This window comes from Amycolatopsis sp. NPDC114478 (assembly GCF_055633805.1).
In genome coordinates this window covers 41,202-56,415 of sequence record NZ_JBVKDO010000008.1, presented here as the reverse complement: position 1 = coordinate 56,415, position 15,214 = coordinate 41,202, and the positions used below count along the sequence as shown (strand labels likewise).

At 72.1% G+C, this 15,214-nt stretch carries 19 protein-coding genes; 11 read left to right on the top strand and 8 right to left on the bottom strand.

Features of this window, described 5'->3' with window-relative positions; all coding sequences use genetic code 11:
* Window positions 1-5 precede the first annotated feature (5 nt).
* Both ACZ7OH_RS23105 and ACZ7OH_RS23100 read left to right on the top strand, forming a co-directional pair.
* Entirely contained in the window at window positions 6-833 is an 828-nt protein-coding gene (locus tag ACZ7OH_RS23105) for a shikimate dehydrogenase (RefSeq protein WP_470282882.1), read from the top strand.
* Between the two features lie 59 nt (window positions 834-892).
* Window positions 893-2,137, top strand: coding sequence for a GrpB family protein (locus tag ACZ7OH_RS23100; protein WP_470282650.1), 1,245 nt, complete (start codon window positions 893-895; stop codon window positions 2,135-2,137).
* Here the strand turns inward: ACZ7OH_RS23100 and ACZ7OH_RS23095 are convergent.
* Both ACZ7OH_RS23095 and ACZ7OH_RS23090 read right to left on the bottom strand, forming a co-directional pair.
* Window positions 2,124-2,783, bottom strand: coding sequence for a TetR/AcrR family transcriptional regulator (locus ACZ7OH_RS23095; protein WP_470282649.1), 660 nt, complete (start codon window positions 2,781-2,783; stop codon window positions 2,124-2,126). The genes ACZ7OH_RS23100 and ACZ7OH_RS23095 overlap by 14 nt on opposite strands.
* A 25-nt stretch (window positions 2,784-2,808) precedes the next feature.
* Window positions 2,809-3,228 carry a hypothetical protein gene (locus ACZ7OH_RS23090; protein ID WP_470282648.1) on the bottom strand — a complete coding sequence of 140 codons (420 nt, stop codon included), beginning with the start codon at window positions 3,226-3,228 and terminating at the stop codon, window positions 2,809-2,811.
* A gap of 105 nt (window positions 3,229-3,333) precedes the next feature.
* On the opposite strand from ACZ7OH_RS23090, the gene ACZ7OH_RS23085 reads away from it, so the two are divergent.
* Complete coding sequence (locus ACZ7OH_RS23085) at window positions 3,334-4,269, top strand: D-2-hydroxyacid dehydrogenase family protein (RefSeq protein ID WP_470282647.1); 936 nt, start codon at window positions 3,334-3,336, stop codon at window positions 4,267-4,269.
* Window positions 4,270-4,455: 186 nt separating this feature from the next.
* On the opposite strand, the gene ACZ7OH_RS23080 is transcribed toward ACZ7OH_RS23085, so the two are convergent.
* The 5 genes from ACZ7OH_RS23080 to ACZ7OH_RS23060 form a co-directional block, all read right to left on the bottom strand.
* Window positions 4,456-5,937, bottom strand: a complete 1,482-nt coding sequence (locus ACZ7OH_RS23080; protein ID WP_470282646.1) for an alpha/beta hydrolase — start codon at window positions 5,935-5,937, stop codon at window positions 4,456-4,458.
* A complete protein-coding gene (locus ACZ7OH_RS23075; protein ID WP_400889930.1) occupies window positions 5,934-6,749 on the bottom strand; it encodes a serine hydrolase domain-containing protein in 816 nt (271 codons plus the stop codon). Before ACZ7OH_RS23075 ends, ACZ7OH_RS23080 begins: the two co-directional genes overlap by 4 nt.
* Before the next feature lie 79 nt (window positions 6,750-6,828).
* Complete coding sequence (locus ACZ7OH_RS23070; RefSeq protein ID WP_013224593.1) at window positions 6,829-7,095, bottom strand: HPr family phosphocarrier protein; 267 nt, start codon at window positions 7,093-7,095, stop codon at window positions 6,829-6,831.
* Window positions 7,096-7,135: 40 nt separating this feature from the next.
* Complete coding sequence (locus ACZ7OH_RS23065; protein ID WP_470282645.1) at window positions 7,136-8,371, bottom strand: PTS transporter subunit EIIC; 1,236 nt, start codon at window positions 8,369-8,371, stop codon at window positions 7,136-7,138.
* Entirely contained in the window at window positions 8,368-9,156 is a 789-nt protein-coding gene (locus tag ACZ7OH_RS23060; protein ID WP_086678278.1) for a GntR family transcriptional regulator, read from the bottom strand. Before ACZ7OH_RS23060 ends, ACZ7OH_RS23065 begins: the two co-directional genes overlap by 4 nt.
* Before the next feature lie 243 nt (window positions 9,157-9,399).
* Between ACZ7OH_RS23060 and ACZ7OH_RS23055 the strand changes: the two genes are divergently transcribed.
* Together ACZ7OH_RS23055 and ACZ7OH_RS23050 are read left to right on the top strand one after the other, a co-directional pair.
* Window positions 9,400-9,639: a PTS sugar transporter subunit IIB gene (locus ACZ7OH_RS23055; RefSeq protein WP_372668022.1), complete on the top strand. Its 240-nt coding sequence runs from the start codon at window positions 9,400-9,402 to the stop codon at window positions 9,637-9,639.
* On the top strand, window positions 9,636-10,091 hold the full coding sequence (locus ACZ7OH_RS23050) for a PTS sugar transporter subunit IIA (protein ID WP_470282644.1): 456 nt from the start codon (window positions 9,636-9,638) through the stop codon (window positions 10,089-10,091). The genes ACZ7OH_RS23055 and ACZ7OH_RS23050 overlap by 4 nt, the downstream gene beginning before the upstream one ends.
* Before the next feature lie 72 nt (window positions 10,092-10,163).
* On the opposite strand, the gene ACZ7OH_RS23045 is transcribed toward ACZ7OH_RS23050, so the two are convergent.
* On the bottom strand, window positions 10,164-10,598 hold the full coding sequence (locus tag ACZ7OH_RS23045; RefSeq protein WP_470282643.1) for a QcrA and Rieske domain-containing protein: 435 nt from the start codon (window positions 10,596-10,598) through the stop codon (window positions 10,164-10,166).
* Window positions 10,599-10,703: 105 nt separating this feature from the next.
* Here ACZ7OH_RS23045 and ACZ7OH_RS23040 point away from each other — a divergent pair, with 105 nt between their 5' ends.
* The 6 genes from ACZ7OH_RS23040 to ACZ7OH_RS23015 all read left to right on the top strand — a co-directional run bounded on the left by ACZ7OH_RS23040 (window position 10,704) and on the right by ACZ7OH_RS23015 (window position 15,212).
* Window positions 10,704-11,072 carry a hypothetical protein gene (locus ACZ7OH_RS23040; RefSeq protein ID WP_470282642.1) on the top strand — a complete coding sequence of 123 codons (369 nt, stop codon included), beginning with the start codon at window positions 10,704-10,706 and terminating at the stop codon, window positions 11,070-11,072.
* Window positions 11,073-11,076: 4 nt separating this feature from the next.
* Complete coding sequence (locus ACZ7OH_RS23035) at window positions 11,077-11,589, top strand: sigma-70 family RNA polymerase sigma factor (RefSeq protein ID WP_400889942.1); 513 nt, start codon at window positions 11,077-11,079, stop codon at window positions 11,587-11,589.
* A complete protein-coding gene (locus ACZ7OH_RS23030) occupies window positions 11,586-12,221 on the top strand; it encodes an anti-sigma factor family protein (RefSeq protein ID WP_470282641.1) in 636 nt (211 codons plus the stop codon). Before ACZ7OH_RS23035 ends, ACZ7OH_RS23030 begins: the two co-directional genes overlap by 4 nt.
* 160 nt (window positions 12,222-12,381) lie before the next feature.
* Window positions 12,382-13,458, top strand: a complete 1,077-nt coding sequence (locus ACZ7OH_RS23025) for a prepilin peptidase (RefSeq protein WP_470282640.1) — start codon at window positions 12,382-12,384, stop codon at window positions 13,456-13,458.
* 48 nt (window positions 13,459-13,506) lie between these two features.
* Window positions 13,507-14,694 (top strand): chorismate synthase, encoded by a 1,188-nt coding sequence (gene aroC, locus ACZ7OH_RS23020; RefSeq protein ID WP_470282639.1) that lies wholly within the window; start codon window positions 13,507-13,509, stop codon window positions 14,692-14,694.
* The gene (locus ACZ7OH_RS23015) at window positions 14,691-15,212 is read left to right on the top strand and encodes a shikimate kinase (protein WP_470282638.1); all 522 of its coding nucleotides are present in this window, start codon (window positions 14,691-14,693) and stop codon (window positions 15,210-15,212) included. The genes aroC and ACZ7OH_RS23015 overlap by 4 nt, the downstream gene beginning before the upstream one ends.
* Window positions 15,213-15,214 lie beyond the last annotated feature (2 nt).

The window sequence follows — 15,214 nt, the reverse complement described above, 5'->3', positions numbered from 1 at the left end:
CCGCCGTGCTGGGAAAGCCGGTGGCGCACTCGCTGTCGCCGGTGCTGCACGGCGCCGCGTTCGCCGCGCTCGGCCTGACCGGCTGGACGTACGAGCGCATCGAGACCGGCGCCGACGAGCTGCCGGGCCTGGTCGACGGCCTCGGCCCGGAGTGGGCCGGGCTCTCGGTCACCATGCCGGGCAAGCGCGCGGCGCTGGACCACGCCGACGAGGTGACCCCGCGCGCGGCCGCGGTCGGCGCGGCCAACACCTTGGTCCGCACGGCGAAGGGCTGGCTCGCGGACTGCACCGACGTCGACGGCGTCACCGGGGCGCTGCGCGCGGCAGGCGGTTACGAGCCGAGCCCGTCGGACACCGCGGTCGTGCTCGGCGCGGGCGGCACGGCGGCCGCGGCGGTCGTCGGGCTCGCGGCGCTCGGCGTGCGGCAGGTCCGGCTCGTCGTGCGGGAACCCGCTCGGGCGGGCGAAACGCTCGACGCGGCGAAGCGGGCTTCGCTCGACGTCGACGTGCTTCGCTGGTCCGAGACGGACTTCGCGGACCTCGGCACCGCGACGGTGCTGGTGAACACCGTGCCGCCGGACGCGGTCCTCCCGCACGTGGCCGAGCTGGCGGGTGTCGCGCACGTCCTCGACGTCATCTACCACCCGTGGCCGACGCCGCTGGCCGAAGCCGTCGCGGCGCGGGGCGGCCGGCTCGCGACCGGGCTGGACATGCTGCTGCACCAGGCGTTCGGGCAGGCCGAGCACTTCACCGGGCAGCCCGCCCCGCGCGCGGCGATGCGCGACGCGCTGCGCGAAGCGACCGGGAACCTGCTGCCGCTGCCGATCAGCTGAAAATCGCTTGCGCGCGTTGATAATCTGGTCGACTGCCTTCAAGAAGGGGGTCAACCGGAATGACCAGCCAAGACGCGTTGAGCGACGACGAAATCCAGGGGATCTGGGTCGGCGAAGCACCGCAGCACAACTCGACCGTTACGCTCGCCGACTACGACCCGGAGTGGCCGAAGCTCTTCGAGCGCGAGGCCGAGCGGATCCGGGACGTGCTCGGCGACCAGGTGCTCGTCCTCGAGCACGTCGGCTCGACGTCGGTGCCGGGCCTGTGCGCCAAGCCGTGCGTCGACATCCTGCTCGTGGTGCCGGATTCCGACGACGAGGACGCCTACGTCCCCGCGTTGGAGGAGGCGGGCTACCGGCTCGTCATCCGCGAGCCGGACTGGGAGAAGCACCGTTGCTTCAAGGGCCCGGACACCAACGTCAACCTGCACGTGTACTCGCCCGGCAACGGCCAGACCGAGCGCTACCGGCTCCTGCGCGACCGGATGCGCGCGCACCCGGAGGAGCGTGACCTGTACGCGGCGAAGAAGCGCGAACTCGCCGCGAAGGAGTGGAAGTACGTCCAGAACTACGCAGACGCGAAGACCGAGGTGATCGAGGAGATCCTCGGCCGGGCGCGGGCGGCGCAGTACGACGCGTTCAGCGACGCGTATGCCGAGCACGCGGAGAAGAACGTCATGAACGCGCTGTACGACCGCCCGGCGATCCTCGACCTGGCCGGCGACGTGTCGGGCCGGCGCGTCCTGGACGTCGGCTGCGCGGCCGGGCACCTGAGCGCGCTCCTGGCCGAGCGGGGCGCCGACGTCCTGGGCGTCGACGCGAGCGCGGGGATGGTTTCCTCCGCCCAGCGGAAGTTCGGCGAGGTGGCGCGCTTCGAAGTCGCCGACGTGACCCGGCCGCTCCCACTCGAGCCGGGCTCGATCGACGTCATCACCGCGTCGCTCGTGCTGCACTACCTGAAGGACTGGGGGCCGACGCTCGCGGAGTTCCGCCGGGTCCTGAAACCCGGGGGCGCGCTGGTGTTCTCGGTGCACCACCCCGGTGAGGACTGGCACTGGTTCGACAAGGACAACTACTTCGAGGTGGAGCTGCTGGAGGATGAGTTCCCGCCCGGTCAGCGGGTGCGCTTCTACCGGCGCCCGCTGAGCTGGACGTTCCAGGCGGTCCGCGACGCGGGCTTCGCCGTCGACCAGCTGGTCGAGCCGATGCCGGCGCCGGAAGCGGCCGAAGCCGACCCGAAGTGGGCGGAGAACCTGCGGACCAAGCCGCGGTTCCTCTACTTCCGGGCGGTCAGTCCCGCTTAGCCAGGTCCTGGATGAGGTCGACGATCTCCCGGCTGACCGGGCGGAACACCCGCAGCCGGGAGAGCGCGGCCACCCGCGCGATCAGCGGGACGCTGCGCTCCACCAGCATCCGGCTGCGCATCGCGGCGGCCGAGCGGTCGTGGATCCAGTACAGCACCACGCCCATCTGGTAGAGCCACAGCAGTTCGGGCAGCTGGTCGCGCAGCTCGGGGTCGAGCTTGACGTCGGAGCCGTCGACGACCTCGCGCATGAGGCCGATCGACGCTTCGCGGGCGGCCGAGGAGTCGTCGCTGAACGGGCTCAGCGGCGACTCCGGGTCGGCCGCGTTGACGAAGAACTGCGTGCCGAAGCGGTGGTAGGGCTCGGCGATGTCCAGCCAGCACAGCAGCACGGTCTTCAGCCGGACCGCGAAGGCGCTTTCGCCCTCGATCCGGGCGCGGCCCTCGTCGAGGTGCTGGCGGGCGATCTCGTCGTAGAAGCCCTGGATGAGCTGTTCCTTCGACGAGAAGTAGTAGTACGCGTTCCCGACGGAGACGCCCGCTTCGGCGGCGATCGCGCGCATCGTCGTGCGGTCGTAGCCGTTCTCGGTGAACAGCCGCATCGCGGTCGTGACGATCAGGGACCGCGTTTCCTCGCTCTTGGCCACGTGCGGCACGTTAGCGCCGGGCACGTCAGGGCGCGGGGAAGGGCGGCACCTGCGGCATGCCGGGGTAGGGCACGGGCAGCGGCCGGGGTTCGGGCTTCGGGGCCAGGTGGCGGCGCCGGATGCCGTTGAAGACCAGCACGTTGGTCAGGTGCATCACACCGAGGATGAGCGCGACGACGCCGATCTTCACCGAGAGCAGCTCGAACACCTGCCGCGCGGTGGTCACGTCGGCGTGGCTGGTCAGGAAGAGCGTCACGAACCCCAGGCTGACCAGGTAGAAGCCGACGACCAGGAGCTGGTTGACGGCGTTGGCCAGGCCGGGGCTGTCGGCGAAGACCTCGGTCAGGAAAGTGCGGCCGTGCTTGCTCAGCGTCCGGGCCACCAGCACGGTCAGCGGGATGCTGATCAGCAGGTAGAGCGCGTAGGCGACGACTACTCGGTCCATGGTTACTCCTCTTTTGAACGTGTTCAAGAAGGACGGTAGCCCTGTTTTTGAACACGTTCAAGCCCTGGGGCGGTGCCGGCCACTTCGTGCCACTACGGTGAGGACATGCGCATCGCGATCCTCGACGACTACCAGGACGTCGCTCTGACCTTCGGTGACTGGGACTCGCTGAAGGCCGACATCACCGTCTTCACCGAGCCCCTCACCGACGTCGTCGAGCAGCTGCGGGGCTTCGAAGTGATCGTCGCGATGCGCGAGCGCACCCGCTTCCCGGCCGAGGTGCTCGACCGGCTGCCGGACCTGAAACTGCTGGTCAGCACCGGCCCGCGCAACGCGGCCATCGACGTCCCGGCCGCGAAGCGCAACGGCGTCGTCGTGTCGCGGACCGGGTACCTCGGCGAGCCGACCGCCGAGCACACGTGGGCGCTGATCCTGGCCGCGGCGCGGAACCTGCCGCAGGAGTTCCGGTCCATGCGCGAGGGCGGCTGGCAGACGACGGTCGGGACCATGCTGCACGGCAAGACGCTCGGGCTGCTCGGCCTCGGCCGCCTCGGGGCGGGCGCGGCGAAGATCGGGCAGGCCTTCGGCATGGAGACCATCGCCTGGAGCCAGAACCTCACGCAGGAGAAGGCCGATCCGCACGGCGTGACGGCGGTGTCCAAAGAGGACCTTTTCGCCCGCTCGGACGTGCTGTCGATCCACCTGGTGCTCAGCGGGCGCACGCGCGGCCTGGTCGGCGCGGCCGAGCTGGCCGCGATGAAGCCGAGCGCGGTGCTGGTGAACACCTCGCGCGGCCCGATCGTCGACGAGGCGGCACTGGTGGACGCGTTGCGGCGCAAGGAGATCCGGGCGGCAGCGCTGGATGTCTACGACGTCGAGCCGTTCCCGGCCGACCATCCACTGAGGACAATGGACAACGCGGTCCTGACCCCGCACCTGGGGTTCGTCGCGCGCGAGACGTACGAGATCTTCTACGGCGACGCGGTCGAGGACATCGCGGCCTACCAGGCGGGGGAACCGATCCGCGTCATGGAGGGTTAGGCGTGCGGCCCGCCGGGGCCCGAGGTCCCCGCACCGGCCCGGCGGCGGGCCCGCACGAGAACCATGACACCACCCGGAAACCGCGCCCGGCAGGGTCCAAAGACCCTGGTGGGGGCGTCCGTTCGGCTGAACGGCGGGCGCTCGCTGGTCGTGAGTGAGAAACAGTGTCAGAACACCGTTTCTCACTCACGAGAACGGGACCGCGTCCGGCGCGCAGGTCGTCCCTTCCGCGGGTGCCGCCAGGTCCGTCAGATACCGCGTCACGGCCGCCGAAGCGCACGCGCTCGGCGCGTCCAGTGACGTGTGGCCGTAGCCGTCGACCACGAGCACCCGGCCGTCACCCAGCTCCGTCGCCGTCGCCTGGGCGTTGGGCAACGGTGTCGCCGGGTCGAACCGGTTGTTCAGCACCAGGATCGGGTTCTTTCGCGCCCGGTTCCACGGCCCGGTGTACCGGTCGGCGTCGTGCGCCGGCCAGCCGACGCACTGGGCCATCGAGAACACCGCGCCCAGCCCGAAATACGGCTGACGCTTGCTCTCCCGAGCCGCCAGAGCCGCGTAGTCCGCGGGTGAGCCGGGGTTGTCGCTGTCGACGCACTGGACCGCCAGGAACGCCGCGGAGTGCGTCGGCACGTACGGATCGAGCACCGGCGAAGCGGGGCCGGAATCCGCCGGCATCGCCGCGAGGGTCTGCGCGAGCCGCTTCCACCGGCCGGACTGGTACAGCGCGCTGTCGACCGTCCGCATCAGCGATCCGACGCCCGTGGTGCGCGACGCCCGCGCGAAGATCCCGGCGAACTTCGCCTTCGGGTCGCCGCCGGAGAACGCGCACTCGGGGCCGGCCGCCGCGCACACCGCGAAGAACTGGGCCAGCTCCTGCTGCTGCGCGCCGGCGACGTCGGCGCGGACGTCGACCGGCTCCTTCTCCTGCCCCGGCTTGCCGGTCGCGTTCGCGACCAGGTCGAGCGTGCCGTCGAGGACCAGTGCGCGCACCTTGTCCGGGAACAGGTTCGCGTACGTGCCGCCCAGGTAGGTGCCGTAGGAGTAGCCGTAGAAGTTCAGCGTCGCGTCGCCGACGGCCTGGCGCAGCAGCTCCAGGTCGCGCGCCACGTTCGCCGTCGACAGGTGGCTCGGCAACGCACCCGAGGCGGCGCAGGCCCGGGCGGTCGCGGCGCTCGCCGCGAAGAACGCGTCCGGCTGCCGCAGCGGCGACCCCGGCGCGGGCACGTGGTCGGCGCCCGGACAGCTGATCGGCGTAGACCCGCCGATCCCGCGCGGGTCGAAGCTCACCAGGTCGAACCGGGCCCGGACCTCGGCGGGGTAGCGGTCGGCGAACCGCGTCAGCTCGCCGACGCCGTCGGTGCCCGGGCCGCCGAAGTTGAAGAACAACGAGCCGAGCCGCCGTCCCGGGTCGCCCGCCGGCAGCTTGATCACCGACAGCGTGATCGACTCGCCCCGGGGCTCGCGGTAGCTCAGCGGCACGGACGCGGCCGCGCACTGGTACTTCCCGTGGCACGGCGTCCAGCGCAGGGCCGGCACGGCGGCGCCGTTCGTCCCGAGCGCCGGCGGGACCGCGGCCGCAGCCGGGGACGCCGACGGGGGAGCGGGCGCGGCCGCGGGCGCGCTGCAGGCGGCGAGCAGGAGCAGCAGCGCGGGGAGGAGCGGCTTCACGCGCTCAATTCCGCCAGGACGGCGTCGGTGTAGCGCGGCCAGACCTCGGCGGCCCACGGGCCGAACGCGCGGTCGGTCAGCGCGACGCAGGCCGCGCCCGCGTCCGGGTCGACCCAGAGGAACGTGCCCGACTGGCCGAAGTGCCCGAAGGTGCGCGGCGAGCTGTTCGCGCCGGTCCAGTGCGGGCTCTTGTGGTCGCGGATCTCGAAGCCGAGGCCCCAGTCGTTGGGCTTCTGGTGCCCGAACCCGGGCAGCACCCCGGACAGGCCGGGGAACACGACGTTCGTCGCCTCGGCGACGGTGGCCGGGTCGAGCAGCTTGGGGGACTGCAGCTCGGCGGCGAACGCGGCCAGGTCGTCCACAGTGGACACGACGTCGGCGGCGGGCGAGCCGTCGAGCGTGGTGCTCGTCATGCCGAGCGGGGCGAACAGCGCTTCGGCCTGGTACTGGGCGAAGGGGATGCCGGAGTGCTCGGCCAGCGCGTCGGCGAGCTCTTCGAACCCGGCGTTGGAGTAGAGCCGCCGGGTGCCGGGCTCGGCCATGGCCTTGTGCGCGTCGAACGCGAGACCGGAGGTGTGGGCCAGCAGGTGCCGCACGGTCGAGCCTTCGGGACCGGCCGGGGTGTCCAGGTCGACGACGCCCTCTTCGATCGCGATGAGCGCCGCGTAGGCGGTCAGCGGCTTGCTGACCGAGGCCAGCCGGAACTTCCGCGCGGTGTCGCCGTGGCGGCCCGCGACGGTGCCGTCCGCCGTCACCACGGCCGTCGCGGCGGTGTCCACCGGCCACTCGTCGATCAGGCGCACGCTCTCCATGCGTCCACCCTACGAAACGCCGCGAAGGCCTCCGCACCGGTGTCGGGGACCGGTGCGAAGGCCTTCGCGGTGGGGTACCTCAGGCGTCGAGGTCGGTGGCGACCAGCTGGGCGACCGCTTCCACGGCCTCCTCGGCGCCCTCACCCTCGGCGCTGATCACGACCTCGTCGCCGTAGCCGGCGGCGAGGGTCATCAGGTTGAGCACGCTGCCGGCGGCCACCGGGCTCCCGCCGGCCTTGGCGATCTGCACCGCGACGGGTTGCGCCGCGGCCGCCTTCGCCACCAGCGCGGCCGGCCTGGCGTGCAGGCCCACCTTGCTCGCCACGGCGACGCGTTTCTCCGGCATGTTCGTCCTCTCGCTTCTGGGGTTTACGTCGGTACGGATGTTACGCGGCGGCCGTGCGCTCGAGGTCCGACTCGATCGAGTCGTCCTCGCGGCCCGGGGTGCGCAGGTTGAACTTGACGATCGCGAACCGGAAGACCACGTAGTAGATCACCGCGTAGACCAGTCCGATCGGGATCAGCAGCCACGGCTTCTGCGCCGCCGGGGCGCCGAAGTTGAGCAGGTAGTCGATCGCGCCGGCCGAGAAGTTGAAGCTCTGGTGGATGCCCAGCGCGTTGCAGATCGCCAGCGAGGTGCCGGTCATGATCGCGTGGAACAGGTACAGCGGCCACGCGACGAACATGAACGAGAACTCGATCGGCTCGGTGACACCGGTGAGGAAGGAGGTCAGCGCGCCGGCGATCATCACACCGCCGACGACCTTCTTCTGCGCCGGGCGGGCCGTCTGCCAGATCGCCAGCGCCGCCGCGGGCAGCGCGAACATGAAGATCGGGAAGAAGCCCGTGGTGAACGAACCCGCCGACATCTTGCCCGCGACGAAGTTGTTGATGTCGCCGCCGTCGAAGATGAACCACACCGGGACGTTCAGCAGCTGGTGCAGACCGACCGGGATGAGCAGGCGGTTCAGCGCGCCGTAGATGCCGCCACCGACGATCGGGGACGCGGTGACCGCGTCACCGGCGGCCTGGATGCCCTGGTCGACCCAGTGGAAGACCAGGCCGAAGATCACGCCGAGGAGCACCATGACGCCGGCGGTGATGATCGGGACGAACCGGCGGCCGCCGAAGAAGGCCAGGTAGGCGGGCAGCTTGATGCGGTGGTACTTCTGCCACAGCAGCGCGGCCACGATACCGACCACGACACCGGCGAGCACCGAGTACGGCCACTTGATCGGCGCCAGCTCGGTCGCGCCCGCCTTGTAGCCGGGCAGGTCGCTCAGCGGGGCGAACACCTGGACGACGGCGCTGAAGACGAAGAAGCCGACGACCGCGGCGACGGCGGTCGAGCCGTCACCCTTCTTGGCGAAGCCGACGGCGATGCCGACGGCGAACAGCAGCGGCAGCCAGTTGAACAGCGTGCCGCCCGCGGCGCCCAGCACCGAAGCGACCTTGTTCCAGCCGAGGCCGTCCTTGCCGAGCATGTCGTCCTGCCCGAAGCGGAGCAGGATGCCCGCCGCGGGGAGCACGGCGATCGGGAGCATGAGGCTACGGCCGAAGCGCTGAAGACCGGCGAGACCGCTGCCGCTCTTCTTCGCCCCCTCCGCGGTGGTGGAGCTCATCTGGATCCTCCATAGTGGGGTGGTTGACCGGGTTCCGGGGTGTTCCGGTCCAACTGCATGGTCACCTGGTAGTGATCTCCCCGGTACCAGGACGTGATGTCTTCGATCGGGTCCCCGCCTGCGCTGGAGACCCGGCGGAACACGAGCAGGGGACTGCCGGCGCGCATGCCGAGCAGCCGGGCCGTCTCGCGGTCCGCGCCTTCGGCCCAGACCGTCTGCCACGCCTGGTCGGGACGCACGTCGTACGTCTCGGCCAGCTGCGCGTAGATGGACTGGGTCAGGTCGAGCTCGAGCAGGCCGGGAGCCCGGCCCGCGTGGTACCAGCCCCGTTCGACGGCCAGGGGCACGCCGTCGGCGTGGCGCAACCGCACCAGGTGGTGCGCGGGGGCGCCCTCGGTGAGGCCGAGGGCGTGCGCCGATGCGGTCGGCGGGACCTCGGTGGCCGCGGAGACCACCTCGGTCGTCGGGGTGAGCCCGCGCCGCCGCATGTCGTCGGTGAACGACATCAGGTAGAGCTGCAGCTCCATCCGCCGGGCCGCGGTGAACGTGCCCTTGCCCCGGACGCGGGCGAGCAGCCCTTCCTCGACCAGCTTGCCGATCGCCGATCTGACCGTGAGCCGCGACACGCCGTAGCGCTGGGCGAGCTCGCGTTCCGACGGGATCGGCGCGCCGGGCGGGAGTTCCCGTTCCACCGTGCGGCGGAGGATCTCCCGCAGCTGGGCGTGCTTGGGCGTGGGCCCGTTGACAACCCGGTCGGGTGGCGGGACGTGCGCGGCCGCGCTCATCGGCGTCACCCTCCTCGTTCTCCTGTCACCGGGGGACCGGTGCTCGCATCCGGCCCGGAACATTGGTACGTTCCGGTCTAGACCAATGATCCGATGGGGCAGGATGCTCCGCCGTGCGGACGGGTGTCAACCACCGTTATCCGTTCGTGGCCCGCGGCGGGGTGCATGCCGACGAACGGCGTAGTACAGGTGGACACGCGGTTCGCGTCAGGTTGGGAACAAACAGTGATCAAGGAGACCGCGATGGCGGATGACAGGCCCGAAAAGATCCTCGCCGCACTCGGGGGCACGGAGAACCTCACCGAGATCGAGGGCTGCATCACGCGGCTGCGCTGCGAGGTCGAGGACATGAGCCTCGTCGACGAAGCGGCGCTGAAGAAGGCCGGCGCGATGGGCGTCGTGAAGATGGGGTCGACGGCGCTGCAGGTGATCGTCGGGCCGGAGGCGGACACGATCGCCAGCGACATCGAGGACCTGCTGTGAGCCTGGAGATCCTCAGCCCGGTGGCCGGGCGCGTAGTGCCGATCACCGAGGTCCCGGACCCCGTGTTCGCGCAGGCCATGGTGGGTCCGGGCATCGCCGTGCAGCCCACGGGAGGGCGATCGGACGCCGTCGCGCCGGTCGACGGCACCGTCGCGACGCTGCACCCGCACGCCTACGTCGTCGCGACCGAGGACGGCAAGGCCGTGCTGGTGCACCTCGGGATCGACACGGTCAAGGAGAAGGGCGAAGGCTTCACGCTGCACGTCGTCAAGGGCGAGCAGGTGCGGGCCGGGCAGCCGATCGTCAGCTGGGACCCGGAAGCGGTGACCGCGGCGGGCTATTCGGCGATCGTCCCGGTCGTCGCACTGGACGCCTCGGCCGACGTTCTGTCCGGTTTGGACGCCGAGCGCGATGTCGCGGCCGGCGAGAAGCTGTTCGGCTGGGACGCCTGAGTCGCTTCTGTCACACGGAGAGCCCTTGCGGACGGGGACCGTCCACAAGGGCTCTCCGGCGTTCCCGGCTCGTCAGCCGGCGACGACCTTCCCGTTCTCGACCTTCACCGGCACGCTCGGCAGCGGCTTCTTAGCCGGGCCCTGCTTGACCTCCCCGGTGAGGGCGTTGAACACCGAGCCGTGGCACGGGCAGACGAGGTCGGCGCCCTTCGGCGCGACCGTGCAGCCCTGGTGCGTGCAGATCGCGCTGAAGGCGGCGCAGGCCGTTTCGGATGTCCGGGCCACGATCACGTCGGAGCCGTCCGGCGCTTTGGCGGCTTTCGCCTGCCCGACCGGGACGTCGGCGAGCGCGACCAGCGGCGTCCCGGCGGCGATCGGCGCCTGGGCGGTGCCGGACTTGGCGTTGTCCGAAGAGCAGGCGGTGAGCGCGACGGCGCCGACGGCGGCACCGGCGACGGCGGCACCCGTGGTCAGGACGGTGCGGCGGGAGTGCAGTTCGGCAGTCATGCCCTAATGAACGAGATCGACACCGCATCGGTTCAATCCGCGGTGAACCCGATCGGCCCCTGTTCCGTGTATGTACCCGAGTGGGTGTGGAGTGGAGGAACGATCATGGTGGGTTGGGTTCTACGCATCGTCGTGGCGGCCGCGCTGCTCGGCTCGGCGGGCGTGCACTACCTCTTGTGGACCGAGGACTACCCGGGCATCGTCGGGCCGTTGTTCCTGCTCGACGCGATCGGCGGCCTGGTCCTCGCGATCGCGGTGCTGGCCTGGCGGCACTGGCTGCCGGCGTTGGGCGCGGTCGGGTTCGGTGTGTTGACGCTCGGCGCGTACGTGCTGGCCGCGACGGTCGGGTTCGCCGGGAACCACGACCAGTTCAACAGCCAGCCGGAGTACTGGGGCGTGATCACCGAGGCGGTCTGCATCGTCGGCGGCCTCGCGCTGCTGTTCGTGAAGGACCGGCGCCGGGTCTCGGCCTGAGTTCGTGGGGGAAGTCGCCGAAGACGCGTTGATGCGCGCGCTCCACGAGGAGCACGCCGCCGCGCTGTGGTCGTACGCGCTCCACCTGACGTCCGGGGACCGGATCCGGGCCGAGGACGTCGTCCAGGAGACGCTGCTGCGCGCCTGGCGGTCGACGACGGTGCTGGACCAGTCGACGGGTTCGGCGCGGGCGTGGCTGTTCACGGTCGCGCGGCGCATCGCGATCGACGGCTGGCGCTCGGCGTCGGCCCGCTCCGAGGTGGTCACCGACCAGCCGCCGGAACGGGCGGTCGCGGACGGCACCGACCGCGCGGTGCAGGGCTGGCTGGTGGCCGAGGCGCTCGCCGAGCTGTCGGAGCGGCACCGCGAGGTGCTGCTCCTGTGTTACTTCCAGGGCTATTCCGTAGCGGACGCGGCGACGCGCCTGGGCGTGGCCGAAGGGACGGTCAAGTCGCGCACGCACTACGCGTTGCGCGCCCTGCGCCTGGTGCTCGAGGAGAGGGGGGTGACCCAGTGAGCGAGGACCCGTTCGCGACGTTCGACGCGGCGTACGTCCTCGGGGCGCTGGCCCCCGAGGACCGCCAGCGGTTCGAGGCGCACCTGCGGACGTGCGACCGCTGCGCGGCATCGGTGCGCGAACTGGCGGGGCTGCCGGGGTTGCTGGCCAGGGTGGACGCGCCGGCGGTCACGCCCGAGCTGGCGGCACCCCCGCCGGATCTGCTGCCGAAGGTGCTCCGCCGGGTCCGTCGTGGCCGCCGGATCCGGTTGGCCGTGACGTCGGCCTCGGCGGCGCTCGCGGTGTCGGCGTGCGTGGCGCTGGCGGTGGTGGCGTCGGCGCCTGCCCCGTCCCCGGGCATCGCGATGACGGCGCTGGGCGCGTTCCCGGTCCGCGCGGACGCCCGCCTCGACGCGTTCGACTGGGGCACCCAGGTCGACATGTCGTGCAGCTACACGGGCGACCGCAGCAGCGGCGAGTACGTCCTGGTGGCGATCTCGCGGTCGGGAGCCGAGACGCAGCTGGCGACGTGGAAGGCGGTGCCCGACAACACGGCCCGCATCGTGATCGGGACGGCGTTGAAGAGGACCGACCTGGCGGCGCTGGAGGTGCGCGGGGGCAGTGGGCGCCCGTTGCTGCGGTTGACGTTGTGACGGGTGGGGTTCGTCCGGGACGCAGGGGGTCCCGGACGAGCCCTGGTCTTTTGTTTTCGTGTCGCTCACAGGAGTGAAAACCGGTGCGGAACGTCGCGAACGGTCCTTTCGCTACGCCCGGCATTTGCCCAGCTCAGCCGGGTGGCGGCAGCCTGGGGTCATGTCCTCGACGATCTTGCTCCTCGCCGCCGCGCTGGCCACGGCGCCCATCACGGCCCGTGCCCTCGACCGAGCCGGTGCCCCGATCCCGCGCGGGTTAGCGGCGATGCTGGCGGCTCTCGGTGTCACGGTGGTCTCGACACGCTGGCTGGCCGGGGCTTGGCCGACGTGGTGGCTGCCGGTCCCGGTGGCGCTGACGGTCGTCGCGGTCCCGCTGGGGTTGGCCGATCTTCGTCACCTGCGCCTCCCGGACATCTTGACGTTGCCGGCGTACCCGCTGTTAGGGGCAGCGATCGGCGCGGCCGCCCTCGGCGGCGGAGGCCCATCCCTCGCGGCGCGCGCGGTCGCGGGCGCCGTGCTGTTCGGTGGTGCGCACGCGCTGGTGGCCCGCTTGGCGCCGGGCAGTCTGGGCGCGGGAGACGTGAAGCTGTCCGGCAGCCTGGGCATGGTGCTGGGAGCGGCAGGCTGGCCCGCGCTCGCGTTGGCGGCGGTCTTGGCGGCGTTGTTCAGCTTGGCCCTCGCGCTCGCGCAGACGGCCCGAAGCCGAGCCAGCGCACGAGCACACCGCGCGACGGCTCGGGACCCCGCCGCGGTCGACCTGCAGGCCGCCAGACCGCGACCGGCGCCCAGCCCGCGCCCGACGGAGCCGAGGGCCGACCTGCAGCCCGCCGGATCGGCACCCCCTCCGCGACCAGCGCCCGGCCCGCACCCCGCGGAGCCCGCGGCCGACCTGCACCTGGCCGGACCTGCATCGCCGGCACCTGCCCGGCGCCCGGCCGCACCCAACCCGCGAGCGGTCCCGACCCGCAACTCCCCGCCCAGCCCGCACCTCGCGGCCGACCTGCACCCCGCTGGCCCTGCCTCGCCGGCAGGTGCCCAGCACCCGGCCGCGCCACCGGCACCCGGCCCGCGAGCGGCCCCGACCCGCGACCCCCGACCCGCCCGGAACCCCGCGTCAGCCTCCCGACCAGCGCCCACCCCGCGCCCCGCTGCTCCCTTCAGCGGCCCCCGCGTGCCCCACGGTCCCGCCCTCCTCGCCGCCACCTGGCTGTGCGCCCTCTTCCCGGGTGCGCCATGACCGGAACACTCTTCGGGCCCGCCCGGCCCCCGTGACAGGATTGAGCCCATGTTGCGCTGGATCACCGCAGGTGAATCGCACGGACCCGCGCTGGCCGCCGTGCTCGAAGGCATGCCCGCCGGCGTCGGCGTCACCACCGCCGACGTCACCGAGCAGCTCGCCCGGCGCCGCCTGGGCTTCGGGCGCAGCCCGCGGATGGGCTTCGAGACCGACCACATCGACTTCCTCGGCGGCGTCCGCCACGGCCTCACCCAGGGCGGCCCGGTCGCGATCCAGATCGAGAACGCCGAGTGGCCCAAGTGGGAGCAGGTCATGGCGGCCGACCCGGTCGACCCGCAGGTCCTCGAAGGCCTCGCCCGCAACGAACCGCTCACCCGCCCCCGCCCCGGCCACGCCGACCTGCCCGGCATGCAGAAGTACGGCTTCGACGAGGCCCGTCCCGTCCTCGAGCGCGCCAGCGCCCGCGAAACGGCGTCGCGGACCGCGCTCGGCACCGTCGCGCGCAACTACCTGAAGCAGCTGCTCGGCGTCGAAATCCTCAGCCACGTCGTCTCGATCGGCGGCGCGGACGCTCCCGAGGGCCCGCTGCCCGTCGCCGCCGACCTGGCCGCCATCGACGAAAGCCCGGTGCGCGCGTTCGGCCAGGAAGGCACCGACGCCATGGTCGCCGAGGTCGACGCCGTGCGGAAGGCGGGCGACACCGTCGGCGGCGTGATCGAGGTCCTCGCCTACGGCCTCCCGCCGGGCCTCGGCTCCCACGTCCACTGGGACCGGCGGCTCGACGCCCGCCTCGGCGGCGCGCTGATGGGCGTCCAGGCCATGAAGGGCGTCGAGGTCGGCGACGGCTTCACCACCGCCCGCCGCTGGGGCAGCCAGGCGCACGACGAGATCGACCGCGGCACCGGCCCGGTCGGCGTCACCCGCCGGTCCAACCGCGCGGGCGGCCTCGAAGGCGGCATCACCAACGGCGAGCCGCTGCGGGTGCGCGTCGCGATGAAGCCGATCTCGACCGTCCCCAAAGCACTGTCCACAGTGGACGTCAAGACCGGCGAGCCGGCCGTCGCGATCCACCAGCGGTCGGACGTCTGCGCCGTGCCGCGCGCCGGCGTCGTGCTGGAGTCGGTCGTGGCGCTCGTCCTCGCCGATGCCGCGCTCGAGAAGTTCGGCGGCGACTCCCTCGCCGAAAGCAAGCGCAACGCCGAGGCGTACCTGAAGGCCCTCGAGGAGCGCTGGTGAGCCCTCGCGCGGTGGTCGTCGGCCCGCCCGGCTCGGGCAAGAGCACGGTCGGACCGCTGCTCGCCAAGGCACTCGGCGTCGAATTTCGCGACAGCGACGACGACATCGTCGCGCGCACCGGGCGCAGCATCGCCGACATCTTCGCGGAGGACGGCGAACCCGCTTTCCGCGCGCTGGAAGAAGAAGCGGTCACGACGGCGCTGGCGGAACACGGGGGAGTGCTGTCGCTCGGCGGCGGCGCCCCGCTCACCCCGGGCACCCGGGCGCGGCTGGCCGAACACACCGTCGTGTTCCTCAACGTCGGCCTCGCCGCCGGCGTGCAGCGCACCGGGCTGTCGAGTGCGCGGCCGCTGCTGGCCGGGGTGAACCCCCGCGCCACGTTCAAGAAACTGCTCGACGAGCGCGTGCCCGTCTACCGCGAGGTCGCCACCGTCGAGGTCGTCACCGACGACCGGACGCCCGCCGAGATCGTCGCGGACCTCGCCGCGCGGCTCGCCCCCGCCGAAGCCAAGGAGTGAAT